General features: G+C 70.8%; 23 protein-coding genes. 13 read left to right on the forward strand and 10 right to left on the reverse strand.

Annotated elements, in window-relative coordinates; translation table 11 throughout:
• Positions 1 to 39: 39 nt before the first annotated feature.
• Positions 40 to 1896, forward strand: coding sequence for a M56 family metallopeptidase (locus PH203_RS04140; protein ID WP_289916214.1), 1857 nt, complete (start codon positions 40 to 42; stop codon positions 1894 to 1896).
• Between the two features lie 10 nt (positions 1897 to 1906).
• Here the strand turns inward: PH203_RS04140 and dapA are convergent, their stop codons facing one another.
• A complete protein-coding gene (dapA, locus tag PH203_RS04145; RefSeq protein WP_289916216.1) occupies positions 1907 to 2797 on the reverse strand; it encodes a 4-hydroxy-tetrahydrodipicolinate synthase in 891 nt (296 codons plus the stop codon).
• A gap of 176 nt (positions 2798 to 2973) precedes the next feature.
• On the opposite strand from dapA, the gene PH203_RS04150 reads away from it, so the two are divergent.
• From PH203_RS04150 to PH203_RS04165, 4 genes are all read left to right on the forward strand, one after another.
• Complete coding sequence (locus PH203_RS04150; RefSeq protein WP_289916219.1) at positions 2974 to 3108, forward strand: hypothetical protein; 135 nt, start codon at positions 2974 to 2976, stop codon at positions 3106 to 3108.
• Positions 3105 to 3800 carry a hypothetical protein gene (locus tag PH203_RS04155; RefSeq protein ID WP_289916221.1) on the forward strand — a complete coding sequence of 232 codons (696 nt, stop codon included), beginning with the start codon at positions 3105 to 3107 and terminating at the stop codon, positions 3798 to 3800. The genes PH203_RS04150 and PH203_RS04155 overlap by 4 nt, the downstream gene beginning before the upstream one ends.
• 143 nt (positions 3801 to 3943) lie before the next feature.
• Positions 3944 to 4351 carry a phage holin family protein gene (locus PH203_RS04160; protein WP_289916223.1) on the forward strand — a complete coding sequence of 136 codons (408 nt, stop codon included), beginning with the start codon at positions 3944 to 3946 and terminating at the stop codon, positions 4349 to 4351.
• Positions 4348 to 4776 carry a DUF3618 domain-containing protein gene (locus PH203_RS04165; RefSeq protein ID WP_289916225.1) on the forward strand — a complete coding sequence of 143 codons (429 nt, stop codon included), beginning with the start codon at positions 4348 to 4350 and terminating at the stop codon, positions 4774 to 4776. Before PH203_RS04160 ends, PH203_RS04165 begins: the two co-directional genes overlap by 4 nt.
• 271 nt (positions 4777 to 5047) lie before the next feature.
• On the opposite strand, the gene PH203_RS04170 is transcribed toward PH203_RS04165, so the two are convergent.
• Entirely contained in the window at positions 5048 to 5998 is a 951-nt protein-coding gene (locus PH203_RS04170; protein ID WP_289916227.1) for a YihY/virulence factor BrkB family protein, read from the reverse strand.
• A gap of 105 nt (positions 5999 to 6103) precedes the next feature.
• Here PH203_RS04170 and PH203_RS04175 point away from each other — a divergent pair, with 105 nt between their 5' ends.
• From PH203_RS04175 to PH203_RS04185, 3 genes are all read left to right on the forward strand, one after another.
• Entirely contained in the window at positions 6104 to 6805 is a 702-nt protein-coding gene (locus PH203_RS04175) for an antibiotic biosynthesis monooxygenase (protein WP_289916229.1), read from the forward strand.
• A gap of 98 nt (positions 6806 to 6903) precedes the next feature.
• Positions 6904 to 7500: a helix-turn-helix domain-containing protein gene (locus PH203_RS04180; RefSeq protein WP_289916231.1), complete on the forward strand. Its 597-nt coding sequence runs from the start codon at positions 6904 to 6906 to the stop codon at positions 7498 to 7500.
• A 13-nt stretch (positions 7501 to 7513) separates the two neighbouring features.
• Positions 7514 to 8248, forward strand: coding sequence for an SRPBCC domain-containing protein (locus tag PH203_RS04185; RefSeq protein ID WP_289916233.1), 735 nt, complete (start codon positions 7514 to 7516; stop codon positions 8246 to 8248).
• Between the two features lie 23 nt (positions 8249 to 8271).
• On the opposite strand, the gene PH203_RS04190 is transcribed toward PH203_RS04185, so the two are convergent.
• Positions 8272 to 10101 carry an endonuclease/exonuclease/phosphatase family protein gene (locus PH203_RS04190; RefSeq protein ID WP_289916235.1) on the reverse strand — a complete coding sequence of 610 codons (1830 nt, stop codon included), beginning with the start codon at positions 10099 to 10101 and terminating at the stop codon, positions 8272 to 8274.
• Positions 10102 to 10387: 286 nt separating this feature from the next.
• Between PH203_RS04190 and PH203_RS04195 the strand changes: the two genes are divergently transcribed.
• A complete protein-coding gene (locus PH203_RS04195; RefSeq protein ID WP_289916236.1) occupies positions 10388 to 11824 on the forward strand; it encodes a hypothetical protein in 1437 nt (478 codons plus the stop codon).
• 47 nt (positions 11825 to 11871) lie between these two features.
• Here the strand turns inward: PH203_RS04195 and PH203_RS04200 are convergent, their stop codons facing one another.
• From PH203_RS04200 to PH203_RS04210, 3 genes are read right to left on the reverse strand one after another with little or no spacing between them, the layout of a single operon-like run.
• Positions 11872 to 12324 carry a hypothetical protein gene (locus tag PH203_RS04200; protein ID WP_289916239.1) on the reverse strand — a complete coding sequence of 151 codons (453 nt, stop codon included), beginning with the start codon at positions 12322 to 12324 and terminating at the stop codon, positions 11872 to 11874.
• A 37-nt stretch (positions 12325 to 12361) separates the two neighbouring features.
• The gene (locus PH203_RS04205; protein WP_289916242.1) at positions 12362 to 13522 is read right to left on the reverse strand and encodes a hypothetical protein; all 1161 of its coding nucleotides are present in this window, start codon (positions 13520 to 13522) and stop codon (positions 12362 to 12364) included.
• Between the two features lie 49 nt (positions 13523 to 13571).
• Positions 13572 to 13802, reverse strand: a complete 231-nt coding sequence (locus tag PH203_RS04210; protein WP_289916244.1) for a hypothetical protein — start codon at positions 13800 to 13802, stop codon at positions 13572 to 13574.
• Between the two features lie 311 nt (positions 13803 to 14113).
• Here PH203_RS04210 and PH203_RS04215 point away from each other — a divergent pair, with 311 nt between their 5' ends.
• The 4 genes from PH203_RS04215 to PH203_RS04230 all read left to right on the forward strand — a co-directional run bounded on the left by PH203_RS04215 (position 14114) and on the right by PH203_RS04230 (position 19403).
• Positions 14114 to 15568, forward strand: coding sequence for an alkaline phosphatase PhoX (locus PH203_RS04215; protein ID WP_289916248.1), 1455 nt, complete (start codon positions 14114 to 14116; stop codon positions 15566 to 15568).
• A 460-nt stretch (positions 15569 to 16028) separates the two neighbouring features.
• Entirely contained in the window at positions 16029 to 17609 is a 1581-nt protein-coding gene (locus PH203_RS04220; protein ID WP_289916249.1) for a TROVE domain-containing protein, read from the forward strand.
• A 110-nt stretch (positions 17610 to 17719) separates the two neighbouring features.
• The gene (locus tag PH203_RS04225; RefSeq protein WP_289916639.1) at positions 17720 to 18367 is read left to right on the forward strand and encodes a GntR family transcriptional regulator; all 648 of its coding nucleotides are present in this window, start codon (positions 17720 to 17722) and stop codon (positions 18365 to 18367) included.
• Positions 18368 to 18386: 19 nt separating this feature from the next.
• Positions 18387 to 19403 carry a 1-aminocyclopropane-1-carboxylate deaminase gene (locus tag PH203_RS04230; RefSeq protein ID WP_289916251.1) on the forward strand — a complete coding sequence of 339 codons (1017 nt, stop codon included), beginning with the start codon at positions 18387 to 18389 and terminating at the stop codon, positions 19401 to 19403.
• Between the two features lie 15 nt (positions 19404 to 19418).
• On the opposite strand, the gene PH203_RS04235 is transcribed toward PH203_RS04230, so the two are convergent.
• The 4 genes from PH203_RS04235 to PH203_RS04250 form a co-directional block, all read right to left on the reverse strand.
• Positions 19419 to 20852: a toll/interleukin-1 receptor domain-containing protein gene (locus PH203_RS04235; RefSeq protein WP_289916253.1), complete on the reverse strand. Its 1434-nt coding sequence runs from the start codon at positions 20850 to 20852 to the stop codon at positions 19419 to 19421.
• Complete coding sequence (fxsT, locus tag PH203_RS04240) at positions 20849 to 24133, reverse strand: FxSxx-COOH system tetratricopeptide repeat protein (RefSeq protein ID WP_289916254.1); 3285 nt, start codon at positions 24131 to 24133, stop codon at positions 20849 to 20851. Before fxsT ends, PH203_RS04235 begins: the two co-directional genes overlap by 4 nt.
• A gap of 85 nt (positions 24134 to 24218) precedes the next feature.
• Complete coding sequence (locus PH203_RS04245) at positions 24219 to 25427, reverse strand: TerD family protein (RefSeq protein WP_289916642.1); 1209 nt, start codon at positions 25425 to 25427, stop codon at positions 24219 to 24221.
• A 63-nt stretch (positions 25428 to 25490) separates the two neighbouring features.
• A complete protein-coding gene (locus PH203_RS04250; protein ID WP_289916255.1) occupies positions 25491 to 25715 on the reverse strand; it encodes a hypothetical protein in 225 nt (74 codons plus the stop codon).
• Between the last annotated feature and the right edge of the window lie 58 nt (positions 25716 to 25773).

Here is a 25773-nt window from a genome sequence, read left to right on the forward strand (position 1 = left end):
GCCGGGCGGGATGCGGCCATTGCCGGGGCGAGTGCCCATGTGGCAGGGCAGCGGGTCCGCCATCACCTGCTGGTCGGTGTGGTGGTCTGCGTGGCGCTGCTCGACGCCGGGCTGATCGCCACCGTCGTGGCGGGGGTCGCCGGTTTCGGCAAGGCCGGGCTCGTCATCCTGGTGATGGTCGGCTGTGCCGTCGCGGTGACCTGCGTCGTGGTGCAGGCCCAGGTGTCCGGCGCCGTCGAGGCCGCCGAGGACGGGGAGTGGCGCCGGCGTCCGACGGAGGCCGTCGGACGACTGGCGCCGCTGCTCGGGATGCGGGTGCCCCGGGTGCGGGTGGTCGCCGAGGAGACGCCGTACGCGTTCGTCTGCGGGTACGGCGCCGGCGCCACCGTCGTCTTCAGCTCGGGCCTCGTCGAACTCTGCGGGGACGACGAGGCCCGTCTGGAGGCGATCACCGCGCACGAACTGGCCACACTGGCGGGGCGCGGCGCCACGCTGACCCGGCTGTCGTACTGCCTGCTGGGGTGGGCGCTGTTCGCCGCCCACCTCGCTCGACGGCTGGTGACCGGTCTGCATGTCTCGGGGAGGAGCTTGCGGGGTTCGGCCTCCGAGGCGGCCGACCGGATCCATCGGTACGACGGGCAGACCCAGGACGACTACCTCGTCACGAAGGGCAGCGTCTTCCTGATCACCAAGGCCATCGGGGTCGCTCTCCACCTCGCCGCGCTCTGTCTCCTGGTGTTCTGCGGGGTGCCCTGGTTGATCGCCGGCGTGACCCGGCGGGCGACGGTGGGCCGGCGGGTGCTGGACGCCGACGCGATCTCCGTCCGACTGACCGGCGACAAGCAGGCGTTGATCGATGTCCTGGCCCTCCTCGGGGCGCACGGAGCGCCCCGGGAGCCCGCTCGCGGCGGTCGGATCGTCCAGGAACTGAGCTTCCTCGGACCGTCCGAGCCGCAGCACGTGTACTGGCCGGACCGGCTGCCGCCGTACCCCGATGTCGACGTACGGATCGCCGAACTCCGCGCCCTCGACGACCGCGAGCCGCTCGTCGGCGTCCCAGTGGCCGCAACGGTGGTCGTGGGGCTCCTGCTGCTCGCCCTGCTCGGCGGCCTCGGCCTCTTCGGCGTACGCCTGCCGTTCGAGGAACCTCGCGGAGGGGGGTCGGTGGCGCAGGCGCCTGTGAGGGCCGAACCGGCGCTCACGCAGACGGCGGACCCTCGGCTTCAGCAGGGGGTGCCCGGCCCTACCGAGACGCAGGGCGGCCCGACGACCGGAACATCTCCGGCCGCGCCACGACAGGAGACGACCACCGGCACGACCTCCGTGCCGCGGGACCCGGTGACCGACACGACCACCGTCGTCCAGCCGCCGGACGTGCCGGACGATGACGACCCTCCACAGCCGCCCGACCCGCTGCCTCCCCCGGCCCGCACCGAGCTGAACACCCTCTCCGAGGCACGCTGGAACGACTTCTGCGGCCGGAAGTTCGGCGCCGCCGCCCGCTTCGGACAGAACGCGTACGACGTGGGCTGCGTGGGCGTGGACCGACCCTTCGGCACCGTCACGGAGGTGTGCGACTTCGAGTTCCCGGACGCACAGCCGAACGTGGACCGGCTGGGCGACTTCCACAACCCCCGCTCCTGGGGCTGTATCGCCGGTGCGCAGCTTCTCGGTTCCTTCCAGCTCTCCGTGCAGGTGCTGGAGGAGCAGACCGGTCGCGCGGTCGTCTACCACGAGAACACCGACCCGCGCGCCTACGGCTACACGTACGCGGACGGCTCGGGCATATCGCTCTCCGGTGTGTGCGGGAAGATGTACGGCAGCGGGGCCGTGGACCGGCTGCTGGACGTCCACAACGCCCACTCCGTCGTGGAGTGCTACCGGTCCGCTTCCTGACCTTGCGGCGTCAGGCGGTCAACTCTTCGTACGCGGCGAGCAGTTCGGCTGTTGTCTCCGGTGTCGCCGGAAGCAGGGGCGCGCGGACCGGGCCCGCGGGCAGGCCCAGGTCGTTGAGGAGGGCCTTCGCGGTGACCGTGCCGGGCAGGCCTGCCGACATCATCAACTCGATGAGAAGCATGGCGCGTTGCTGGAGACGGGCGGCCCCCGTCGTGTCGCCCGCGTCGAACGCGTCCAGGACCGCGCGAAGTCGGGCGGGTGCGATGTTCGCGACGGTGCTCACGTACCCCGCCCCGCCGACCGCGTACAGCGCGAGGATGTGCTCGTCGCAGCCCGCGTAGTACGCCAACTCCGTGCGGGAGATGACCTTCTGGGCCGCGAGAAAGTCGTAGGAGCAGTCCTTCACCGCCACGATCCTCGGGTGTTCGGCGAGACGGATCAGGGTGTCGGGCTCGATACGGGTGCCGGTGCGGCCCGGGATGTCGTAGAGCGTGATCGGCACTCCGGTGGAGTCCGCGATCTGGCGGAAGTGGGCCTCGATCGCCTCCTGCGGGGGCTTGCTGTAGTACGGGCTGACCACCAACAGGCCGTCCGCGCCCGCCTTTTCGGCCTCCAGGGCGAGTTCGACGGTGTGCCGGGTGTCGGAGGTGCCGACGCCTGCCAGGATCGATGCCCGCCCACCCACCGCCTCCCGTACCGCCCGCACGAGGTCCGCCTTCTCGGCGTCCGTCGTCGTCGGCGACTCGCCCGTCGTACCGGAGAGCACGAGCCCGTCGCAGCCCTCGCCCACCAGCCGCTCGGCGAGCCGCTGCGCGCCGTCGAGGTCCAGGGCGCCGGCGTCGGTGAAGGGCGTGATCATGGCGCAGAGGGCGCGGCCGAAGGGAGGGGAAGAGTACGTCATGGGGGTAGTCTCGGCGGGGTCATCGTGAAGCTCCACTTAATTCTTCTACGAGATATCGATAAGGGATTCTGAGAGGTGGGTGGCGTCGGGCGGGCCGCCAGGCCCTATGTCCAAACCGGTACCTCATGGGTCACCATGGCCAGGACGGTCATCGGCCCCTGGTCATGGGAGGCGTCATGAAGCTCGGCAAAGCACTCGCCACCGGAGTCGCGGAGGAGCGGCCGCAGGCGTACGAGGAAGAACCCGAACTCGAACTTCCCGCGGAGATCGGGGAACTGACGGCGCCCGAAGAGGTCCCGGCCGCCCGATGAGGCTGCGGCTTCCGGAGGAACGCCCGACGGAGCCGCCGACCGGATACAAGATCGCCCACCCGGTGCTGTCCCACGACGGCACCCGGGCCGGGTTCACCGGTGTGTCGCTGGGCGGCGCGCTGCCGTACGGAGTCCTGGCCGACGCGTCCTGCGTCTACGGGCTGCGGCACAAGGCACCGCACCGCCGCTGCGACTGCGGCTTCCACTGTGTGCACGACCGCTCGACGGCCGAGGCCCTGCTGTGCACGGCCGAGCACCGGGCGGCCGTGCTGCTGGAGGTCTCGGTGATCGGCCGCTACCTCCGCTTCGAACTCGGCTACCGCTACGCCCGGCAGCGGATCCGCGTCGCCACCGTCGGCCCGTGCGGCTGCGGCACGGTGTCGACGGCCCTCGCTGACGCCGGGTGGGGACGCCCCGGCTGGCGCGCCCTCGCCCCCAGCTGCGCGGGGTGCCTGCGGGGCCGTACGTCCGTCTCCCTCGCCTCCTTCGCACGGCTGGCGGGGGAGGGGCTGCGGGTGGTGGCGGGGCGTGCGGCGACGGTGGCGGACGTGGCGGCGGATGCGGGGGCGGATGGCCTCGGCGTACCTGAACTGGCGGCGGAGGCGGCGCTGTTGCAGGCGCGGCTGGATTGGTTCCAGACGCAGTTGGCGAGGTTGGGGGAGCGGGGGAGTGACGGACCGGTGCCGTCCTGAGAGAGCGGCTCGGTAGCTTCAGATCTCCGCCCGCTGTCGCCCCGGCGACGACCCGGGCTTCCTCCACTGGAGTCGACGTGGCCGCGCTTGTCGGGGCCGCGCCTGGGTACCCGCACGTCCCGAACCGAGAGGAGGCGGACACCGTGACCGGGACCACGGCTCCCCATCAGCATCATTCGGTCGGCGAACTCGTCGGCCAAGCCACCGAACAGCTTTCCCGACTCGTACGACAGGAAGTGGCCCTCGCCAAGGACGAGCTCGCCGAGAAGGGGCGGCGTGCGGGTCGTGGCGGTGGCCTGCTCGGCGCGGCGGGAGCATTCGCGTACGCCGGGTTGCTCGGCCTCGCCGGTACGGCGACCGCCGCGCTCTCACTGGCGCTGGCCGTATGGGCCGCGGCGCTCATCGTGACGGCGGTGCTGTTCGTGATCGCGGCGGTGCTTGCCGCACGCGGCCGTGCTCAGCTGCGCCGGGCCGCACCCCCCACGCCCGAGGAGGCCCTCGGCAGCGTCAGGGCCGATGTCGAGGAGATCAGGGAAAGGGCACACCGATGACGGACAAGGCAGCCGAGGGCGTGGCCGACGGGGCCAAGAGCCCTGAGGAACTGCGCCGGCAGATCGAAGAGACCAGGGGACAACTCGGCGACACAGTCGAGGAGTTGGCGGGGAAGGCGGATGTGAAGGGCCGTGCGATGGCCCGGGCCGCCGACCTCAAGGACAAGGCCGGGGCGATGACCGTGCAGCTGCGCAGCAGTGCGGCGCAGGCCGGTCATGCCGTTCAGGAGCGGGCGACCGGGGTCGGCCATACCGTTCACGACAAGGCCAGTCATGCGGGGCATGCGGTGGAGCACAGTGTGCCGCGGCCCGTGCGGACCGTCGTTCAGGCGGGGTTGCGTCATCCGCGGCCGGTGCTGGTCGTGGGGGCGGTGGTGGGGGTCGTGGTCGCGGAGGAGGTGCTGCGGCGGCGGAACGGGCGGTAAGTAGGCAGGGAAGCGGGGGGTGCGGCGCCGGCCGGGCGGGAGCCTGGTCGGCGTCTGCGTGTCGGGTGGGTGGTGGGTGCTGCCGGGCTTTTCTCGCCCCCGCCGCCCCTACCCGTCCCGTCCCTGGGGGCTGCCGCCCCCAGACCCCCGCTGTCGGCCCCGAAAGGGCCTCGTCCTCAAACGCCGGACAGGCTGAAAAGCCCTACTCCCGCCTCGTCCTCAAACTCCCCCAGAGGGGGCACCCCAGACGGGCTGAAAAGATCCGGAACGCCTACCCCTGCCTCGCCCTCCACTTCGGTGGCCACTTCCTCGTGTCCCGGGGCTCCACGTACGGTTCCTCCGTCGGCGGGCGGCCCTCGCTGATCGCCCGTTGGCGGGCCAGTTCCGCGTCGAACTCCAGGCCCAGGAGGATGGCGAGGTTGGAGAGCCAGAGCCAGACCAGGAAGACGATGGCGCCCGCGAGGGTGCCGTATGTCTTGTTGTACGAGCCGAAGTTGGCCGCGTAAACGGCGAAACCGGCGGAGGCGGCCAGCCAGACGAGGGTGGCCAGGCAGCTGCCGGGGGAGATCCAACGGAAGCCGCGGCCGCGGACGTTGGGGGCGGCCCAGTACAGCAGGCCGATCATCAGGATGACCAGGATCAGAAGCACCGGCCACTTCGCGACGCCCCATACCGCTATCGCCGCGTCGCCCACTCCGATCGCCGTGCCGGCCCGTTCCGCCAACGGCCCCGTGAACACCACGATCACGGCACTCGCGGCGAGCATCACCATCAGGGCTATGGTCAACACCAGCCTGAGCGGCGTCAGTTTCCACACCGGGCGCCCCTCGGGGAGGTCGTACACCGCGTTGGACGTACGGATGAACGCGGCGACATATCCGGACGCGGACCACAGTGCCGCCAGCAGGCCGACGATCGCCAGCACGCTTCCCGTGCCGCCCGTGTCGCCCAGCTGCACCACCGCGTCCCGCAGGATGTCCCGCGCCGGCCCCGGGGCCAGGTCTCCGATGTTGTCCAGGATCTTGTCGGTGGCGCTCTGGCCCACCACCCCCAGCAGCGACACCAGCACCAGCAGCGCGGGGAACAGCGACAGCACGCCGTAGTACGTCAACGCGGCCGCCCGGTCGGACAGTTCGTCGTCCTGGAACTCCTTGACCGTGCGGCGCAGTACCGCCCACCAGGAACGCGGGGGCAACTCGGAGGGGCTGTCCTTCTCGTCCATGACCGGGCGGGTCTCCCGAAAGCCCGCCGTAAATCTCGGGGTTGACCTGAATCTTGGTTGAGGTTGAAGGGTGGGGTGTACACCGAACCCGAGCAGGAGTACGCCATGACCCGTCGCACCGACCACCACCCCGACCTCACCGACCCCCGCGTCGGCGCCCCCTTCTTCAGCACCTGGCGTGTGGGTACCCCCGAGCGGCAGCGGGAGACCGTCGAGGCCATCGCCCGTGCGTGGGAGCGCAGGCCCTGGCCGACATCCGGGCTGCGGTCGTACCACGTGTACGCCGGAGAGGACGGCTCCACGCTCCTGCACCACTCGCAGTGGACGGGCGAGGCGGTGTACGAGGCCTTCGTCAAGGCGCATCGGCAGGAGCGGGTCGACGAGATCGACACCGCCGTGCCGGGCATCGAGCGGCTGTGGCTCGGGCGCTACCGGCGCTATCGCAGTGCCGCCGCGGAGGGCGACACACGTGTGCCGGGGTGCATCGTGATCGTCGACGTCGAGTTCGAGGGGTCCGATCCGGAGCGGCAGCGCGCCTGGGTGGACGCCGTCTTCGAGGCGCTGGAGAGCGAGTCCGACCCGCACCCCGGCGGTATCTCCGGCCACTTCCATGTGAGCACCGACGGCACCCGGGTGCTGAACTACGCGGAGTGGGAGAGCGCCCAGCACCACATCGACGCCATGGCCACGCCCGGGCGCGGCATCGGCTCGCCGTCCGCCCTCTGGGAGCGTGTCCACGGCTGGCCGGGGTTCAAGAGCAGCACGGTCAGCCGGTACGACCATGCGCTGGGGCTCGTTCCGGAGTGAGACGTTCGTGGCCGGGGTGGCGCTCACCGGGACTCCGTCCGCTCGCCGAAAAATCCATCCTCCTGGACAAAAAAAGTTTTCGGTGAGATGGTGGACGCATGCTGGACGTGACCGTGATCGAGGACCCTGAGGCGGCCGCCGTCTCCCTGGACCCCATAAGGGCCAGGCTGCTCGCCGAGCTCGCCGCCGGACCCGCGTCGGCGGCGATGCTCGCCGGCAAGGTCGGGCTGCCCCGGCAGAAGGTGAACTATCACCTCAAGGCGCTGGAGCGGCACGGCCTGGTCGAGCTGGCCGGGGAGCGGCGCAAGGGCAATGTCACCGAGCGGCTGATGCGGGCGACCGCCGCGTCGTACGTCATCTCGCCGCTCGCGCTCGCCTCCGTGCAGCCGGACCCGGACCGGTTCCGGGACCAGCTGTCCGCGCGCTGGATGCTGGCGCTGGGTGCTCGGCTCGTGCGGGACGTCGGGCAGTTGATCACCGGCGCCACCAAGGCCCGCAAGGGGCTGGCCACTTACGCGCTCGACGGCGAGGTGCGGTTCGCCTCCGCAGCCGAACGGGCCGCGTTCGTGCAGGAGTTGACGGCCGGTGTCAGCGCGCTCATCCGCAAGTACGACGCACCCGGCGCCGAGGGCGGCCGGGACCACCGAATCGTTGTAGCCGTACACCCCACGGTCAAGAAGACCGAGTCGGAATAGCCAGGAGCCCACCATGTCCAAGGAATTCGAGATCGCCCGCGAGTTCGAGGTCGACGCCACCCCGCAGCAGGTGTGGGACGCCGTCACCACCGGTACCGACGGCTATCTGTGGCCGATGGAGCCGCCGGAGCCCAAGGTCGGCGGCAAGGGGCCCTTCGGGTCGACCGTCACCGTCTGGGATCCGCCGCACCGCTACACCAACCGCGTCGAGGACGTCGAGGGGATCGCCGAGCAGACCGCGAACCAGCTCGACTACACGATCGAGCCGCGCGACGAGGGGCGCCGGGCCTGGGTGCGGTACGTGCACAGCGGGATCTTCGTCGACGACTGGGACAACCAGTACGACGGTGCCGCCAAGCACACCGACTTCTATATGCACACCCTGCGGGAGTACCTGGCCCACTTCGCGCCCCGGCCCGCCGCCTTCGCGGCCTTCGACGGACCTGAGGCGTCGAAGGCCGCGGACGCGCTGGAGGTCGTCGCGCGGGCGCTCGGGATCGGGGAGGGCGTGGCAGTCGGGACCTCGGTGCGGGTCCAGGGGCCCGACGCGTTCGACGCCGTCCTCGACTTCCGCGACCCCTACTTCATCGGGCTGCGCACCGACCGGAGTCTCACCCGGATCTTCGGGCGCAACCACTGGGGTCACCCGGTCGGCATCTCCCTGCACGACTTCGCGTCCGAGCAGGACATCGAGGAGTGCGAGGCCCAGTGGCAGAGCTGGCTGAACGGGGTGTTCAACCAGCCCTGAGCCGACGGGACTTGCCGCAGGAGTTACGGCTTGAAGCGCAGCACCTGCGGGTCGTGGTCGCTGATCTGGTCGTTGAACTCCGCGTTGACGTGCACGCTGTCGTACTCGAAGCCGCAGCCGCGCCGGATCGACGGGGAAACCAGGATCTGGTCCAGGACCTGGGCGTTGCCCTGGTAGACGTACGAGTAACGCTCGTTCCTCGGCAGCGACTTGATCGCCGACCACAGGGCGCCGTCGGACTCCAGGATCTTGGCGGTGCCGGAGAACTCGAAGTCGTTGATGTCGCCGAGGGCGACGACGTCCGCGTTCTTCTGGGTGTCCAGGATGTCCTTGACGAAGGCGTTGACCAGGCCGGCCTGCTTGTGGCGCTGGACCTCCGAGCTGCGCGGCACCGGCTGGGTCGCCGAGGTCAGGCCGTAGTCGCCGCCCTTGGAGTTGAAATGGTTGGCGATCACGAAGACCGTGCGGCCGCGGAAGACGAACTCGCCGACCAGCGGCTTGCGGCTCTTCGCCCAGGCCTCGTCGGCCGGGGCGATGCGACCGGGGGAGACCGTCAGGGCAGCCTTGCCGCGCTCCCTCGTCACACCGACGGCCGTGGTGGCGTCGCCGCCCGCGCGGTCGGTGAAGGAGACCCGCTCCGGGTTGAACAGGAACACCTGGCGGATGTTGCCGCCCGGCTCGCCGCCGTCGGCGCCGTCGACCGGGTCGATGGAGCGCCAGTCGTACGCCGGGCCGCCCGCGGCGACGATCGCGTCGATCAGCTTCTGGACCGTCTGGTCGGCGGCGACCGTACCGTCCTTGGTCGCGCCGTTGTTGTCCTGGATCTCCTCCAGGGACACGATGTCGGGCGACTGGAGGTTGTCCACGATCGCGGCGGCGTGCGCGGCGAAGGTGTCGTCGGACGGGTCGAGGTTCTCGACGTTGTACGTCGCGACCGCGAGCTCGCCGTTCTTCTGCTTCTCGGTCGTCTCGCGCGCGATGCCGTTGCTCTTCAGCGTGCCGATCGAGTTGGCGACCAGGGTGTAGCCGCCGAACTGGTTGAAGTCCAGCGGGCCGGCGGTGGCGCCCTCGAGGACGTCGCCGACGTTCGCCTCGGGGAAGGCGGAGGTCGGGCCCAGGGACTGGATCTGGAGGCGGCCGGTGTTCTGCGACTCGTAGGAGCCGTAGACCGTGCCGCCGCGGCGGTTGGCGTTCTCGTGCGGCTTCACCGTGACCCACAGCTCGGTGAACGGGTCGGTGGCGCCGACCACACGGGCGTCGGCGACCTGGACGTTCTCGCCCTCCAGGGACTCGTAGTAGTCCAGGGCGTACTTCGACGGCTCCAGGGTCAGGCCGTTGATCGAGTTGCCCGCGGCGCTGTCGCCCGCCGGGGCGTACGCGGCCGGGACCGACTTCGCGTCGATGACCTGCGCGGCCGGGACGGCGTTGCCGCTGGAGACGACCGTGGTGGTCGGCTTGGTGATCTCGGTGATCGACTGGTTGCCGGAGGAGGAACCGCCCGGGACGAACTCCGAGACCGTGCCGGACACCTTGACGAGGTCGCCGACCGCGACGCCCTTCGGGGCGGAGCTCGTGAAGACGAAGACGCCCTCACTGGTGGCCGGGTCGGAGTCCGGGTTGGGGTCCTGGATCCAGAAGCCCTTGGAGGAGCCGTAGGTGCGGATGCCGGTGACGATTCCGGACACATCCGTGACGGCCTTGCCCGCGTACGGGGATATGCGCGTGGTGCCCTGAATGTCGTGGATGGCCACGGAGTCCGCGTGCGCGGGAGAGGTCAGGACGATGGTGGACGCCGCGGAACACACGGCGGCGACGGTGAGCGCGGCGAGGCGCGCAGAGGACTTGCTCGGCAACGGAATCCCTCCGGGGACGTACTTGGGCGCCGGGACGAGGGTGAAACGTGTGAGGAGCCGAACCGGTGGGGCGGTGCGACGCGCGTAGAAAATACAGTGAACAGGTGTCCAGCAGATTTCTACGCGCGTAATCTCCTGCCTGGTCAGGCCGCTTGTCAAGGTTTCGGCCAGGTACGGGGCCTGACGACGAGATGAACCGGGCGGCATGGGTGGAAATCCGTCTAGGCTGAGCGGCTGAGTGGTTCAGCCGCTGAGTCGTACGACGCGTCTCTAGGAGAAACAGCCGATGTCAGACAGCTCCCCCTTGCCGCCGGTGCGGCTGCACCCCGAAGCGGAGCTGGCGCGGGACGCGCTGTCCACGCCGTTGTTGTCCCGGGCCGCCCGGCTCGCCCGCTGGGCCGGCCCCGCCACCCGCGTCGACGCGGGCGGCGGGCTCCTGGAGGAACAGCTGCCCGCCGCCGCCGAGGCGCTGGGCCTGACCGGGGACGACGCCGCCGCGTTCACGAGCGAGGCCTGGCGGGTCGCCGTCGACACCGGGCTCGTTGAGATCACCGACGAGGACGAGGGCACCGTCGCCGCGGGCGAGGACCTCGCCCTGCTCACCGGCGGCACCCCGCACGACGTGCTCGCCGTATGGCGGACGGCCCTCGAGACGGTCCTCGCGGACGCGAGCGTCCCGGACCTCGACGACCTGGTCGAGGCCATGAACCCGGAAGAGGGTGCCGGCGAGATCGACCTCTCCTCCATGGACTGGGACCCGGAGGCCGAGGCGGAGTTCCTCGACGGGGTCCTCGGCAACCTGTATCTGCTCACCGTCAACGAGGAGGGCCCCGGCGACGGGCCCGTGCCGCTCCCCGCGCTCGCCGCGTCCATGATCGTCCCCAGTGACATGGGGGAACCCACCAACGACATCCTGGAGCAGGTCTCCGACGCGATGATGCGCCTCGACGACCAGTTCCGGCTCCTGGAACCGGTCGGGCTCGTCGAGTACCAGCCCGTCGACGAGGCCCTCATGGCCGACACCGACGAGGAGCCCGCCGCGCCCGTCGACGACACCGACGTCTCCCGGTACGGCATGGTCCGCCTCACCCCGCTCGGCCTGTACGGGCTGCGGGCGCGGCTCCTCGAGGCCGGCTTCCCGGCGCCCGCGGTCGGGGACCTCGCCGACAAGGGCGCGGACGTGCTGCTCGACGGCACCGCCCACTTCCCGCCGGCCGCCGCACAGGCCGAGACCGAGCAGTGGCTGGACCGGCGCGAACCCCTCGCCGCGGCACGGGAGTTGCTGGCCGCGGCCCGGGGCAGCGACTCGGGTGCGCCGCTGCGCAGGCTGCGCTGCCAGCAGGCGCTGTCGTTGGTGGGCGCCGCCGCCGAGCCCGCCCTGCGGGAAGTGCTCGACGACGCGGAGCTCGGAGGTCTGGCCCGGGTCTGGCTGAGCGAACAGGGCGCGGCCGACGTACCGCCGCCGTCCGAGGCGATGATCTTCTGGCTGACGATCGACACGGTCGCCGCGCAGCTCGCCGCCGAAGGGAACTCCGACGAGCTCCAGTCACTGGTCGAGGGGCTCGCGCAGCAGCACAGCGGGTTCTTCGCGGCGGCCTGGCGGGTGGAGCATCCGGCGACCGCGGATGTGCTGGAGGCGATGGGACGGCTGCATCCGGACAAGCGGATCGCGAAGGAGGCCAGGAAGGCCGCCTTCAAAGCCCGTTCGCAGCAAGGGAACTGACGGGGCGTCGCGACCCGCGCCGGGCGCGGGTCGCGACGCTCACCGGTTCAGCAGTGGTAGATCGTCGTGTGCTTGAACGACGACGTCGCCCCGTTGAAGCCGTACGTCCCCCGGTACGCCGGCGGGTTCTGGTACTCGCCGATCAGGGTGAGCGTCGCGGCACAACCGCCGCCGCTGCCCGCGTTCTTGGCGTCCAGGCGGATCGTCTGGCCCAGGAAACCGCCGGTGATGTCCCAGGTGCCGCCGCAGATCGTGCCGGTGATCCGGCCGCCCACGACGACGTACGGGTAGGTGTTGGGGTTGTAGTTGACCTCCACCTGCCAGGTCACCGAAGCCCCGTTGTGCAGCTCCAGCTTCGCCGACGTCGCCAGCGCCTCCGGGGAGACGCCCAGCTCGGTGGCGAAGGCCTCGTCGCGGGTCTTGACCTCCGCGCCCTGCGCGTTGTGGAAGCGGTGCTCGGACGCGCTCGCGCCCTTCTTCTTCTGTGCCTGGGTGGTCATGGGAACACTCCTTCTCCCATCCGGAATCGATTGACCGTCAGGCCAGTTGCTCGGCGATCTCGATGCGCAGCAGCGCACGGACGTTCTCGATGTGGTTGGCGACCGTCACCACCGAGGACCCGGCGAACAGCAGTCCCACCGCGACGTTGTCGAGCGAGGTGACCAGCGAACCGGAGTCGCCGCCCGCCGAGATGTTCGTCGTGAGGATCTGGTCCTTGAAGCGGGCCGTGCCCGCCGTGCCGTAGTTGACGTCGATCGTCGCGTCGACCGAGATGACCCGGCCGAAGCTGATGTTGGTGGTCCGGCCGGTCTTCTTCACCAGGTCCCCGACCGACACCTTGGACCTGCGCCGCCAGGCCCGCGGCGCCCCGCTGAAGTACTGCTCGCGGGTGGCGTCCTGGAAGTCCACCGAGGCCAGTGCCGCGTCCACCACGTTGTCGTGCCGCTCCAGCGGGATCTGCGGAGCGAACTGGATCGGGATGAACCGCTCCAGGGTCGCGATCCGGTCCGCCGGGTCCGTGCCGCCGTCGAAGGCCCCCGGCTGCAGGATCGGGCTGCCCAGCTGCGCCCGGTTGGAGTCGGCCAGGACGTGGTTGTTGGACAGGATGTAGAACTTCGACGGTACGCCCAGACCCGCGCCCGGCGGATCGACCGTGGCGGTCGGCAGGAAGTCGTACACCACACTGCCGAGCGTCCCCGCCGTCACCCGTACGTTGCCGACCGAGAACCCCGAGGGGCACGGCCGCATCCGGCGCCGCAGGAGCTGCGGCTCGAAGGCGGCCGGACCGCCCATCTCCTCCAGCAACGGCTGGGAGAGGCGCGCCAGTTGGTCCTCCACACTGCCGTCGGCGCCGTACTGGCCCCCGCGCCGCTCCTCGCGCCGGACCTGCTGCCGCTGCTGGCGCTGGGCCGCGACATGGCCGACCGCCACCACATCGGTGGGCGTGCCGTCGTCCATCTGATACGGGATCACATCCCGTTCGGGCAGCATCGACTCCGGGACCTTCTGGGTCACGAACACCAACACGGCCTGCTCGCCGGTCGGTTGCCCCTCGATCCACTTCACGCCGTGGCCGAAGCCGACCACGTTCGCCAGCGGCTGCTCGCGCCGCAGGAAGTCCGACAACGCCTGCCGGCGTGAGCTGTCGCTCAGCTGCCCGCCGGTGGGCCCTCGCATCAGTTCGGGCTGGCTCGTCACGGCCAGACCACCTTCTCTCCCGGATCGGCGCGGTTCCGGGGCACGCGGCCTACTCCGGTGCGGAGACCTCGCCGATCGCGAGCACGCGCACGGGTACGCCCTCGAGCTCGTCCGGAACCACGTCCTCGTCCCTGAGCCGGTCCCGGGGCACCTTACGGGTCACGAAGACGATGACGACGTCCTCGCCCGAGTGCTCGTCCTTCCCGGTCCCGACCCCCGTCACATGGGGCAGGCCCATCAGCCGGCCCTCGTGGAGGCTGCGCGCCCGACGTGCGTCCACCTCGGCTCGCCTCCCTGGGTGTTTCAGGTAGTTGGGTGTCTATGGCAATGGACACCGGCGGTCAAGGCGTTCCGCCGTAAATCATGGGCTTACGGATGATCCGCACCGGATGACCTTCTTTACGAAGATTCGTCCGACCAATTTCCAGGGCGCGAGAGCCTCCTGGTCCCCGTGGGCCAGGCCGTACGGATTCACGGAAGCGGGCCGCAGGGCGTCGCCCGGTGTTCAGCTCGCGTTCAGGCACGGGCGGGACGGTGGCGCCGACCCGAGGTCCCCCACCCTCCAGGCCCCACACCGTCACAGGAGACACCATGTCGCTCACCCGCAGGGACTTCGCCGCGAAAACCGCGCTCACCGGCGCCGGCGTCGCGCTGGCCGGCAGCGTAGGCGCCCTCGCCACCGCGCCGAACGCGCTCGCCGCCGCCGACATCGAGAGCGAGGGCGAGGAGTCGGACATCGCACGCGGCCACGGCGGTGTCGGCTACGGGCCCCTGATCCCCGACCCCGACGGCATCCTCGCGCTGCCCGCCGGGTTCAAGTACCGCGTCATCACCTACAGCGGCAGGACCAAGCTGGAGTCGGGCGAGATCACCCCGTCCAACCACGACGGCACCGCCGCCTTCGACGGCCCCCGCGGCACCACCCTCCTCGTCAACAACCACGAGCTGAAGGGCCCGCGCGCCAACTGGAAGTACCCCGTCCCGCTCACCGAGGGCCTCGTCTACGACCCCGCCGCGGCCGGCGGCTGCACCGTCGTCGAGGTCCGCCCCGACGGACGCGTCGCCGAGTGGGTCGGCATCGCCGGCACCTCCACCAACTGCGCGGGCGGCCGCACCCCTTGGGGCACCTGGCTCACCTGCGAGGAGAACTCCGACAAGGCCGGCGTCAACGGCATGACCAAGGACCACGGCTACGTCTTCGAGGTCGACCCGTCCGACCGCCGCGCCAACCGCAACCCCAAGCCGCTGAAGTTCTTCGGCCGTTACGACCACGAGGCCGTCGTCATCGACCCCAAGCGCGGCCACGCCTACCTCACCGAGGACGCCGCCTCGCCCAACGGCCTGCTCTTCCGCTGGACCCCGCCCAAGGGCTTCGAGTACGGCCGCGGCAGGTTCCGCACCCTCGCCGACGACGCCGGCGCCCTCCAGGCCTTCAAGTGCTTCGACTCCGGCGGCAAGTTCGTCGACGACCTCTCCCGCGCCACGAAGATCGGCACCGTCTACGGCGTCGACTGGGTGGACGTCCCCGACCGCGACGCCAGGACCGTCGCCGTCCGCAAGCAGTTCACCGACGGCCAGGTCACCCGCGCCCGCAAGCTGGAGGGCATGTGGTGGGGCGACGGCGGCGCCTACATCGTCTCCTCCTACGCCCGCGCCGAGAGCCCCGTCCAGCACGACGGCCAGGTCTGGTTCTACGACCCCAAGCGCCGCACCCTGACGCTCAAGGTCCTGCTGGGCGTCAACCCGGACCCCTCCGTCGACGGCGCCTTCGACGGCCCCGACAACATCACCGTCTCCCCCTACGGCGGCCTCGTCATCGCCGAGGACGGCGAGGGCATCCAGCACCTCTTCGGCGCCACCGACAGCGGCCGCACCTACCCGATCGCCCGCAACGAACTCAACATCGGCACCGAAGAGGAGCCGGAGTACAGCGAGTTCGCCGGCGTCACCTTCTCCTGCGACGGCCGGACCCTTTACGCCAGCATCCAGACGCCCGGAATCATGCTCGCCATCACCGGCCCCTGGAAGCGGCAGAAGAAGAACTGACGGGCCGGTTAATTCGTTCGACCGTCCCGCGGCATGCCTCCTACAGTGAAGAACGTCCAGGTGCGAAGGCAGGACCTACTTCCACTCATAATGGGGCGGCCGCGGGTTCGAGTCCCGCCACCGGTACAACGCGCCGGTGTAGCTCAGGGGTTAGAGCACCTAATGTCGGTTCCGCCGACCTGAACTCTGGACACCACAACTTCATGCACCTCCCGGTGCGAGTCTTTTGAACTCGGGAGGCGCAGCTCATGGTGGGTGCCCGGTGCGCAGGCGGCGGATACTTCGGGAGCTGGTGGGGGCCTGACCCTCTTGCGGGTTCGAATCCCGTCATCGACCCAAGGTCGATGTGGCGGAATGGAAGACGCGCCAGTCATAAGCACCGCAGCCGACTTCGAACTCGGGCACCCTCCTTTTGCCGCGCCTCCCTCCGAAACGTCCATGAATTCGGGGGAATTCAGCCATGTCGCGATTCAACAAGCGAGCCGCAAAGGCACAGCCCACCTCGCGCGTCACCTCGACGGGCCGCGTGCTGCGCACCTACGAGGGCGGCCGGGGCCATGAGCGGGACGCACGCTCCGAGCTCTTCCTGCTCGCCGTCGCCAACTTCGTCTCGCAGCAGACCTTCTACGAGTCCGGCGCCGACCGCGACGACCGGTTCGCGCGACTCGTCCGCGACCTCGCCGTCACCGACCCGGCATGGACCGCGGGCCTGCTCGGCTGGCTGCGCGGCGAGGGCAACCTCCGTACCGCCTCCATCGTGGGCGCCGCCGAGTACGTACACGCACGTCTGGAGGCAGGTGTCACCGACGGTCCGTCGAACCGGCAGGTCGTCGACTCCGTGCTGCGGCGCCCGGACGAGCCCGGTGAGCTGCTCGCGTACTGGACGGCGACGTACGGCCGCAACGTGCCCAAGCCCGTCAAGCGCGGTGTCGCCGACGCCGTACGACGTCTCTACAACGGCAAGGCGCTGCTGAAGTACGACACCGCGTCCAAGGGGTACCGCTTCGGCGACATCCTCAACCTGGTGCACGCTGCGCCGGACCCGGACAAGGTGTGGCAGGGCGAGCTGTTCAAGTACGCGCTCGACCGCCGGCACAACCCGGAGACGGCGGTGCCGCCCGCGTCCAGCCGGACGCTGGCCGCCCACCGTGAGCTGATGGAGCTGCCGGTCGCCGAGCGGCGCGCGGTCGTCACGTCCGAGGGCGGCGCCGAGCGGCTCGCGGCGGCCGGGATGACATGGGAGGCGCTGGCGGGCTGGCTGCAGGGTCCGATGGACAAGGCGGCCTGGGAGGCCGTGATCCCGTCCATGGGCGCGATGGCGCTCGTGCGCAACCTCCGGAACTTCGACCAGGCCGGTGTCTCCGACGAGGTCGCGGCCCAGGTCGCGGCGCGGATCAGTGACCCGGCGGAGGTCGCGCGGTCGCGGCAGTTCCCCTTCCGGTACCTCGCCGCGTACCGGCACGCGCCCTCGCTGCGCTGGTCGTACCCGCTGGAGCAGGCGCTCGGCCACTCGCTGGCCAACGTGCCCGCGCTGCCCGGCCGGACGCTGGTCCTGGTCGACCGTTCGGGCTCGATGTGGGCGCGGCTGTCGGACCGTTCGCAGCTCAACCGGGCCGACGCGGCGGCGATCTTCGGTACGGCGCTGGCGCTGCGGGCCGAGGACGCGGACCTGGTGGAGTTCGGCACCACCAGCCGGCGTCTGAAGATCCGCAAGGGCGAGTCGGTGCTGAAGATCCTCGGCCGCTTCGGCGACCTGGGCGGCACCGACACCACCTCCGCGGTCCGGGCGCACTACCGGGGGCAGGACCGGGTGCTGATCGTCACCGACGAGCAGTACGCGTACAGCCACCACGGCGACCCGACCTCGCAGGTCCCGGCGCATGTCCCGGTCTACACCTGGAACCTCGCCGGCTACCGCGCGGGCCACGGCCCGTCGGGGAAGGCGAACCGGAACACCTTCGGGGGCCTCTCGGACGCGGCTTTCCGGATGGTCCCGTTGCTGGAGAGCGCTCGGAACGCCGACTGGCCCTGGACCGCCTGAACGGTGACAAGCGTGGCCCGCACTTTCACGGGGAGTGCGGGCCACACCCTTGTCCGGGCCTTGAACGAGGCTTGCCCGGGCCTTGTCCGGCCGCCGGGCTGACATCTAACATTTCAGTTGTGGAGGCCATACCGCGTACGTTGCTCAGGGACCGCGCCTACGAATCCATCCGGGACGCCATCGTCACCGGGGAGCTGGAACCCGGCGCGGTGGTGCGCGACGCCGATCTCGCCGAGCGGCTCGGGCTGTCCCGGGCGCCGGTGCGGGAGGCGTTCTCCCGGCTCGTCGACGAGGGGCTGCTGGAGAGCAAGCCGCAGAGCTACACGCGGGTGACCCCGCTGATGGCCGGTGAGGTGCGGGACGCCGCGGCCGTGGTGGGGGCCATGCATGAACTCGCGACCCGGGTCGCCGTACCCCGCCTGTTCGCCGCCGATGTCGAGGCGATGCGCGCGGCCAACGAACGCTTCGCGGCGGCGGTCGCCTCGGGAGACGTGGACACGGCTCTCCAGGCCGACGACGAACTCCACGACGTCCTCGTCCGCGTCAGCGGCAACCGGGCCGCCGCCGCCACCGCCGCCCGCTACACCCCGCTCATCCGCCGGCTGGAGCGACAGCGCTTCGGCCAGGGCGGCAACTGCCGCTCCGCCGGGCTGCACGAACGCCTCATCGAGGCCTGCGCGGCCGGTGACGTGACCGAGGCGGTCCGGGTCACGGCCGAGATCTGGCGCGGGCTGGCCGAGCTCGCCGACAGCGACTGAACCCGTTCCGGGAGGCATCATGTCCCTTTCCTCGTACGACCGTTACCCGCTCCTGTTCGGACCGTCACCGGTGCACCCGCTGGAGCGTCTCACCGCCCACCTCGGCGGCGCGGCGATCTGGGCCAAGCGGGAGGACTGCAACTCCGGTGTCGCGTACGGCGGGAACAAGACCCGCAAGCTGGAGTACCTGGTCGCGGACGCCCTCGCCCAGGGCTGTGACACGCTCGTCTCGATCGGCGGTGTCCAGTCCAACCACACCCGCCAGGTCGCCGCCTGTGCCGCCCGCGCCGGGCTCAAGTGCGTGCTGGTGCAGGAGAGTTGGGTGGACTGGCCGGACGCCGTGTACGACAAGGTCGGCAACATCCTGATCAGCCGGCTCGCCGGGGCCGACGTACGGCTGGTGAAGGCCGGCTTCGGCATCGGCTTCAAGGAGAGCTGGGAGCAGGCGCTGCGCGAGGTCGAGGAGTCGGGTGGCAAGCCGTACGCCATCCCGGCCGGCGCCTCCGACCACCCGCTCGGCGGCCTCGGCTTCGCCGGGTGGGCGTACGAAGTCGCCGCGCAGGAACGGGACTTGGGCGTCTTCTTCGACACGATCGTGGTGTGCTCGGTGACCGGCTCCACCCAGGCCGGCATGGTCGCCGGGTTCGCCGCACTGGAGGAGGCGGGGGGTCGGCGGCGCCGGGTGCTCGGTGTCGACGCGTCGGCGAAGCCTGTCGCCACGCGGGAGCAGATCGCCCGGATCGCCCATGCCACCGGTCAACTCATCGGCGTCAAGCGGGAGTTGACCCTCGACGACGTCGAGCTGGACGAGCGGTACCACGCTGGCATCTACGGCATCCCCGACGAGACCACCCTCGCGGCGATGCGGCTCGCGGCCCGCACCGAGGGGATGGTGACCGACCCGGTGTACGAGGGGAAGTCGATGGCGGGGCTCGTCGACCTGGTCGAGCGCGGGGAGATCGGGCGGGAGTCCACGGTGCTCTACGCCCACCTGGGCGGGCAGCCGGCGCTGAATGGGTACAGCGCCCTCTTCTAGCGCTCACGCGTCCCGCTACGGCTCCGCCGAGGGAAGGGACGCGGCCGTGGCGGCCGGGGTGCGTGTGCGGATGAGCGCGAGCACCTCGGAGGCCTCCGGGGCGCCCTTGTCGAGTTTCTCCAGGGCGACCGCGAGACGTTCGTAGCCGCTGTCCGTCTTCTTGGCGGCCAGGATGACCTTGAGCGCCCAGGTACGGGGGCTGAGCCTGGGGCCGGGTTCCTGGGCGGGGTCGAGTCCGGTGGCCTGGAACCAGAGGGGCCGCAGACCGGGGTCCTGCAGCGAGGACACCAGGGAGAGCTTGTCGGCGAGGTCGCTGTCGAACGATTCGGTGGCCCCGGACGGGAATCCCGGATCGGGCTTCGGGGCCGTGGCCGGTGTCGGCACCGGGGCGTGGACGGCGGCCAGGATGATTTCCCGCAGGGCATCCTGGTCGAAGATGCCGTACAGAGCTCTGTCGTCCTTGGGGAGCAGCTTGGAGGGGACGATCTCCTCGGCGATGTCCTCGATGAACAGAGGGATCAGCCGGGGCAGGTCGTCGACGAGCTCCGGATCGTCGTACAGCTCTTCCAGCACGTCCCTGTTCGGGCCCGGTTCGGTGAGGCTGTGCCGGGAGACCAGAAGGACCACGCGGTGCGCACGGGCCAGCGAGTTCCTGAGGATTCTGGCGGGTGCGCGGCTGAGGCACTCCGGCGGGAGGACGGCGACGTCGCGTCTCTCGGTCACGGCCAGCAGGTCGTGCGTCCACTCGCCCCAGCCGAGGTTCCTTGGGGAGTAGGCGAGGACGATGTCGATCGGCAGCGAGGACTCGGGGCCGAACGCCGATCCCAGCTGGGCGGTGTCCGCCCTTCGGAGGGGCGGCAGGGGGTTGTAGTGGGCCTCGACGATGACGTCGGCGACTTCCTGGACGATCTCCCGGTACTCCTTCGTGCCCAGATCCTCCTTCGTGCGGGGCACGAGATTGATCAGTCCCCGTCGCTCGTACACCGATCCCGGGTCGCGGCGCACATACTGGTACTCGGTGATCTCGTCCGGCCAGTCGGTTCTGGTCTTCTGCCAGCTCACGCCGATCAGGCACGGGATCTCGCCGCCGTCGGTGATCTGCTGGTACTGCCTGAGCCGCGCGGTGAACGCCGTCCATTCATGGGCGCACCAGTGGCTCTGGAAGTAGCTCGGCGAGTACAGGGCCACCATCGCGCGCGCCGTGCAGACGCCGTTCCTGACAATGCGATCCTCCCAGCGCTCGCCGACCCCGATGTCCCGGAAGTCCACGAATCCCTTGCCGGGGACTCCCTCGCCGAGAATCAGCCGGACCTCGTTCTCCACATCCTCGTGAAACCGTCTGATCCGGTCGAAGTTCGCGTCGCTGTCCGAATAGCCGGTGAAGAAGCGGTGCGGGAGCGGGCCGGGCGGTCCCACGACGGCCTGGAACGGCGGGGGTTGGGCGTTCACCGCTGTTCCCGGGCGCGCTGGACCTCGGCGACCACATTGCGCACCTCGGTGGTGGCGAGACTGCTCCGCTCCACCATCTCCAGTGCGTCCACGAGGTCGGTGAGTCCGCCCGGCCGGGACCGGAGGGTGCGGACGAGCTCGAACATGGCCGTGCGCGGGGACACCGCATCGCGGTGGGGGACGTCGAGGAGCCCCCAGACCGCGATGCGGTTGTCCCGGCGCTGCAGGGAGGCGGAACGGTTCAAGGCGTTGACGAGACGATGGGTCAGCAGCGCGTCGTCGCTTTCGGCGGGGTCGGGCGCTCCGGGGAACGCCGGGGGCCTGCTCGGGAGGGACGGTCCCTCCATGGCAGTCCGCAGCACGTCACGAGCCGCGTCCGGATCGAGGTCGTACAAGGTGGGGACGGCGGCATCCCGCAGCGGGCGCGGCAGTTGCAGGGGGTCCACGGCCTGTACGAAGAACGGGATGAAACGGCGCGGGTCGCTGACCAGAGCGGCCCATTCATCGTCGGTCGGGGCCACCGCCTCCAGGTAGCCGGGGGAGAGCAGGACCACGACGTTGTCGGACTGCGGGAACAGCGGGCGTCCCAGAGAGGTGTCCTCGGCCTCGGCCCTTACCTCGTAGCCCATGCGCTCCAGTTCGGAGGCGATCCAGTCGGCCCACCTACGATCCGCCTCGACGTGGCTGATCAGCACGTTGTCCTGGTCCGTGGGGGCGGTCGGGCGGGGCGGGCGTGTGTCGGAGTCCGGCTCCAGGATGTCGGCCGCCGTCCGGAGCACCTCGTCGAAGAGATGAGCGGTGGTGAACTCCAGGGGAGGAGAGTCGTCGAGGAGACGCTGCCGGACGCCGGTCGGCACGTCGGCTTTGCGCGCGTACGCGGTCACCGCCTCGATGGCCGGCCGGTGGTTCTCCACGGGGCCCTCCGCCGCGCTCAGATGCAGGGCGCTCAGCAGAGCGGCGGTGCGCAGGGTGTCGATATGGTCCAGGCCGAGATCCTGTCGTTGCCGGACAACGGTCGCCTCCAGAAGACTCTCGGCCGGCTTCTTGCGGCCGATGAGGAGCAGGGGAACGCACGAGAGAACGGCAATGCGGAACCTGGCAGCGGAGGCCGGGCCCAACTCCTTCCGTGACTGGAAGAAGGTCTCCTCGGCCAGCCGGCCGGCCTCCTCCAGCTCCCCGGCGTCCACCAGCAGAGCGACCAGACGCGCGGCGGTGCGCAGGGTGTCCCGGTGCTCCGGGCCGAGCGTCCGCCGTTGCCGGGCGAGCGTCTCCTCTCCCAGACGCACGCCTTCCTCGTCCAGGCCCAGGGCGCGCAGCGGTGTGAGCAGGGCGGACGCCAGCTCCAGATGCGTGGGGTGGTCGGGGCCGAGCTCGGCCCGCATCAGTTTGCGGGTGCCGGTGCCGAGCTCCAGGGCCGCCGCCCAGTCCTCCGACTCGATGAGCAGCGCGGTGAGTTGGGCGGCGGCACGCAGGGTGACCGGCTTGCCGGAACCGGCGTGGGTCCGCAGCCAGTTGAGGCGGTCCTCCGCCAACGGCCGTGCGACATCGGCCTGTTCGTTCTTCTGCAGCGCGTCGATCAGATACGACGTGATCTCGAGGGTGCTCGGATCGTCCGCGCCGAGCAGCGCGATCGAGGCTTCGCGGAGCGCCGTCAGCCGGGTCGCCGCGGCGGCCGCGTCGCCCTCCTGCAGCAGCCGTAGGCACCCTTCGCAGGCGGCCTTGAGCCCCTCGGCCCGGGTGAGGTCCCGGGGCGCGATGGCGAGCAGGTGGGGCAGCAGGAACCACGGGGGCTTGGACGTCGTACGCAGGGACGGCACGGCCGAGACCAGCATGGCCTGGGCGCCGAGGGCCGCGTCCGCACGTTCGGCCGGGGACATCTGGTCACGCAGGAGCGACTGGACAGCCGCGTGGACGCGCACGGTGCCGTCGGATGTCCGGGCGAGGTCGAAGCGGTCCAGAGCGCCCAGTGCCGGGGTCTGCGTCCTTCCGTCCCGCCGCAGCAGTGTGGCCAGGGGTTCCGGGGCCCACTGCGGTACGTGGGTGCAGTCCCGGAGCCGGAAGGGTTCCGGTGCGAGCAGGGCACAGGCCTTCAGGAGGGCGACCGCGCTCGGGTTCCGTTCCGAGAGCTCGGCGAGGCCGACCCGTACGGTCTGCGCGAGGCTGTGCGGCGGGCTTGTGGAGCGCCCCGGCGCGGACAGCGACGCGCTGTAGTGGTCGGCGGAGACACCGCTGTTGATGGCACCGGCCGCCATCCCCACGGCCAGCGGAAGGATGTTGCCCCCGGCCGCCACCGCGCGGGCACCCCGCGCGGTCACTGTGGGCGCGAGACCGCGGAGCAGGGCCACTGACTCCTCGGAGCTGAGCGGCCCCACCTCTATCCGGTCCCCGAAGCCCGTCCAGTCCCGGTTCGAGGAGATGAGCAGGACCTGGCCGGTGCCCGCTTCCCGCAGCAGTCGCTCCGGCAGCTCGGCGTCCGCCTCGTCCAGTACGTCGTCGAAGACCAGCAACCAGCGGTTGCGGACCCGCAGTTCGGCGGCAAGGGCCGTCACCGAACGGCTGGTCGGCTGGTCGGCGGGGGCGCCGAGATGAGTCGCGAGGTCGGAGACCTGCACGGTGGCGGCGTGGCCGCTGCCCGGCGCGAACCACCAGACGAGTTCGTACTCGCCCGCGAAGCGCTGCGCGTACTCGACGGCCAGCTGGGTCTTGCCCGCGCCCGGTTCTCCGACCAGGACGGCCCGGGAGCGGGCGGTCAGCGCCGCTCTGAGGTCCTTCAGCAGTTCGACGCGGCCCACGAACCGGTCCGCGCGCGGCGGCACCCGCCACACCCGGGGGCGGGTCCCGGGCATACGGGGGCTGGTCGCGCCGAAGCGCCGCAGCCTGCCCCCGGTCGCCGGACGCCCGGGGGCGACAGCCTGCAGCAGGATCTCCCGCGCGGCGGATTCGTCGAGACCGTCGCCGCCCAGCCGTACGACCTGCCGGTCACGGAGGTCCGACGGGATCGGGCCGTCACCCAGCAGCACCGGGATCGGCTCCGGCCCCGTGGGGTCGCCGAGCGCCGACTCCACCGCGGCGTGGCCGCGGTCGACCTGCGCCGTCGGAACCAGCGCCAGCACCAGATCGGCCCTGCGCAGCGCGTCCTGCGTCGCTGCTCGCCAGTCGTCCCCGGGGCGCAGCTCCCAGACGTCCAGCCACGGCTCGTGCCCGGCGTCCTGGAGCTGCCACCCGATCCACTCGGCCCAGGCCTGTTCGGCCCACGGGTAACTGATGAAACACAAGGCCATGGCCCGCCCCCCGTTCACACCTTCGTCGGAAGACTACGGCGTGTTCCGGGGGCCGGGGGCGCTTTCGGCCGCCTCGCGCAGCTCCCTACAGCGCCTGGGCGGCCGGCTTCACCATGCCGCGCACGGTGCGGGACTTCACGAAGTCGCCCATCGCCGTCATCTCCCACTCGCCGGAGAACTGCTTGATCAGTTTCGCCATCATCACGCCCGTCTGGGGCTCGGCGCTGGTGAGGTCGAAGCGGACGAGTTCCTCGCCGGTGGTGCCGTCCAGGAGGCGGCAGTAGGCCTTGGCGACCTCGGTGAACTTCTGGCCGGAGAAGGAGTTGACGGTGAAGACCAGGCCGGTGACCTCCTGGGGCAGTCGCCCGAGGTCCACGGTGATCACCTCGTCGTCGCCGCCGCCCTCGCCGGTGAGGTTGTCACCGGAGTGCCGGATGGCGCCGCCCACGATCTGGAGCTTGCCGAAGTAGCAGCTGTCGACGTGGTTGCGCTGCGGGCCGAAGGCGATGACCGAGGCGTCGAGGTCGATGTCCTTGCCGCGGTAGGCGGGCTCCCAGCCCAGGCCCATCTTCACCGAGGAGAGCAGCGGGCGGCCGCCCTTGACCAGGGAGACGGTCTGGTTCTTCTGGAGGCTGACCCGGCCCTTGTCGAGGTTGATCTTCCCGGCGCCGGGCGCGTGCGCGGGCGGCGGCGGGGGAGTGGCCATCGGCGGGGCGGGCGGGGTGACCGGGGTCTGGATCGTGGGCTGGGGCGGGGCGACCGGGGCGGCAGGCTGGGGCGGGGCCACGGGAGTCGGGGCCGGCTCCTCCACCGTGACGCCGAAGTCCGTGGCGATGCCGGCGAGGCCGTTGGCGTACCCCTGGCCCACCGCGCGTGCCTTCCACGCGCCGTTGCGGAGGTAGACCTCCACGATCACCAGCGCCGTCTCGGTGCCTAGCTGCGGGGGTGTGAAGGTGGCCAGGACGGAGTTGTCGTCCGCGTTGCGGATCGTGGCCGTGGGTTCGATGCCCTGGAAGGTCTGGCCCGCGGCGTCCGGGCTGGCGGTGACGACGATCTTCTCGATGCCGGGCGGGACCGCGGCGGTGTCGACGATGATCGCGTCCGGAGCGGCGCCGCCGCCCGAGCGGTACGTCACGCCCGGGCCGCTGGGCTGGTTGTAGAAGATGAAGTCGTCGTCCGAGCGCACCTTGCCGTCGGCGGTGAGCAGCAGGCTCGATACGTCGAGCCGCACCGGAGCGGCGACGTCCACCGTCACGCGCGCGGCGGAGAGAGGGATGTTCGAGCCGGGGGTCATAGCTGTCATGCCCGGTGAACGAGCCAGACCGCTTTACCGTTCCCTTACCCGCGGCCGATCCGGTCAGCGGCGGTTCCGGGGGTGGTTGCGGGCGGTGCGTTCGTTGCCGCGCTTGTAGTTCCCGGTCCAGCGGGCCATGACCAGCTGGGGGTCGGGGGCGGATTCGACCTCGGCGAGGAACTGCTCGGCTCGGGGTCCGTTGAGGGTGGTCGCGGGGCGGTCGTGGTGGGTGATGTGGACGGTGCCGCTCGAGTGCGTCTCGTAGCGGAATCCATGGGGGCTCGGCATGTCGGGGATGGTAGGGGGCCGGTGCGGGCGGGTCCCAGTGGTTTTCCAGGGGCGGGGC

Origin of the sequence: Streptomyces sp. S.PB5 (assembly GCF_030403745.1) — a bacterium.
Taxonomy (GTDB): Bacteria; Actinomycetota; Actinomycetes; order Streptomycetales; family Streptomycetaceae; genus Streptomyces.

Bases quoted from the DNA above. Each gene is read 5' to 3' on its own strand.
- dapA (WP_289916216.1), bottom strand. From the start codon at position 2,797: ATGACGTACTCTTCCCCTCCCTTCGGCCGCGCCCTCTGCGCCATGATC.
- PH203_RS04150 (WP_289916219.1), top strand. From the start codon at position 2,974: ATGAAGCTCGGCAAAGCACTCGCCACCGGAGTCGCGGAGGAGCGGCCG.
- PH203_RS04155 (WP_289916221.1), top strand. From the start codon at position 3,105: ATGAGGCTGCGGCTTCCGGAGGAACGCCCGACGGAGCCGCCGACCGGA.
- PH203_RS04165 (WP_289916225.1), top strand. From the start codon at position 4,348: ATGACGGACAAGGCAGCCGAGGGCGTGGCCGACGGGGCCAAGAGCCCT.
- PH203_RS04170 (WP_289916227.1), bottom strand. From the start codon at position 5,998: ATGGACGAGAAGGACAGCCCCTCCGAGTTGCCCCCGCGTTCCTGGTGG.
- PH203_RS04175 (WP_289916229.1), top strand. From the start codon at position 6,104: ATGACCCGTCGCACCGACCACCACCCCGACCTCACCGACCCCCGCGTC.
- PH203_RS04180 (WP_289916231.1), top strand. From the start codon at position 6,904: ATGCTGGACGTGACCGTGATCGAGGACCCTGAGGCGGCCGCCGTCTCC.
- PH203_RS04185 (WP_289916233.1), top strand. From the start codon at position 7,514: ATGTCCAAGGAATTCGAGATCGCCCGCGAGTTCGAGGTCGACGCCACC.
- PH203_RS04195 (WP_289916236.1), top strand. From the start codon at position 10,388: ATGTCAGACAGCTCCCCCTTGCCGCCGGTGCGGCTGCACCCCGAAGCG.
- PH203_RS04200 (WP_289916239.1), bottom strand. From the start codon at position 12,324: ATGACCACCCAGGCACAGAAGAAGAAGGGCGCGAGCGCGTCCGAGCAC.
- PH203_RS04215 (WP_289916248.1), top strand. From the start codon at position 14,114: ATGTCGCTCACCCGCAGGGACTTCGCCGCGAAAACCGCGCTCACCGGC.
- PH203_RS04220 (WP_289916249.1), top strand. From the start codon at position 16,029: ATGTCGCGATTCAACAAGCGAGCCGCAAAGGCACAGCCCACCTCGCGC.
- PH203_RS04230 (WP_289916251.1), top strand. From the start codon at position 18,387: ATGTCCCTTTCCTCGTACGACCGTTACCCGCTCCTGTTCGGACCGTCA.
- fxsT (WP_289916254.1), bottom strand. From the start codon at position 24,133: ATGGCCTTGTGTTTCATCAGTTACCCGTGGGCCGAACAGGCCTGGGCC.
- PH203_RS04245 (WP_289916642.1), bottom strand. From the start codon at position 25,427: ATGACCCCCGGCTCGAACATCCCTCTCTCCGCCGCGCGCGTGACGGTG.
- PH203_RS04250 (WP_289916255.1), bottom strand. From the start codon at position 25,715: ATGCCGAGCCCCCATGGATTCCGCTACGAGACGCACTCGAGCGGCACC.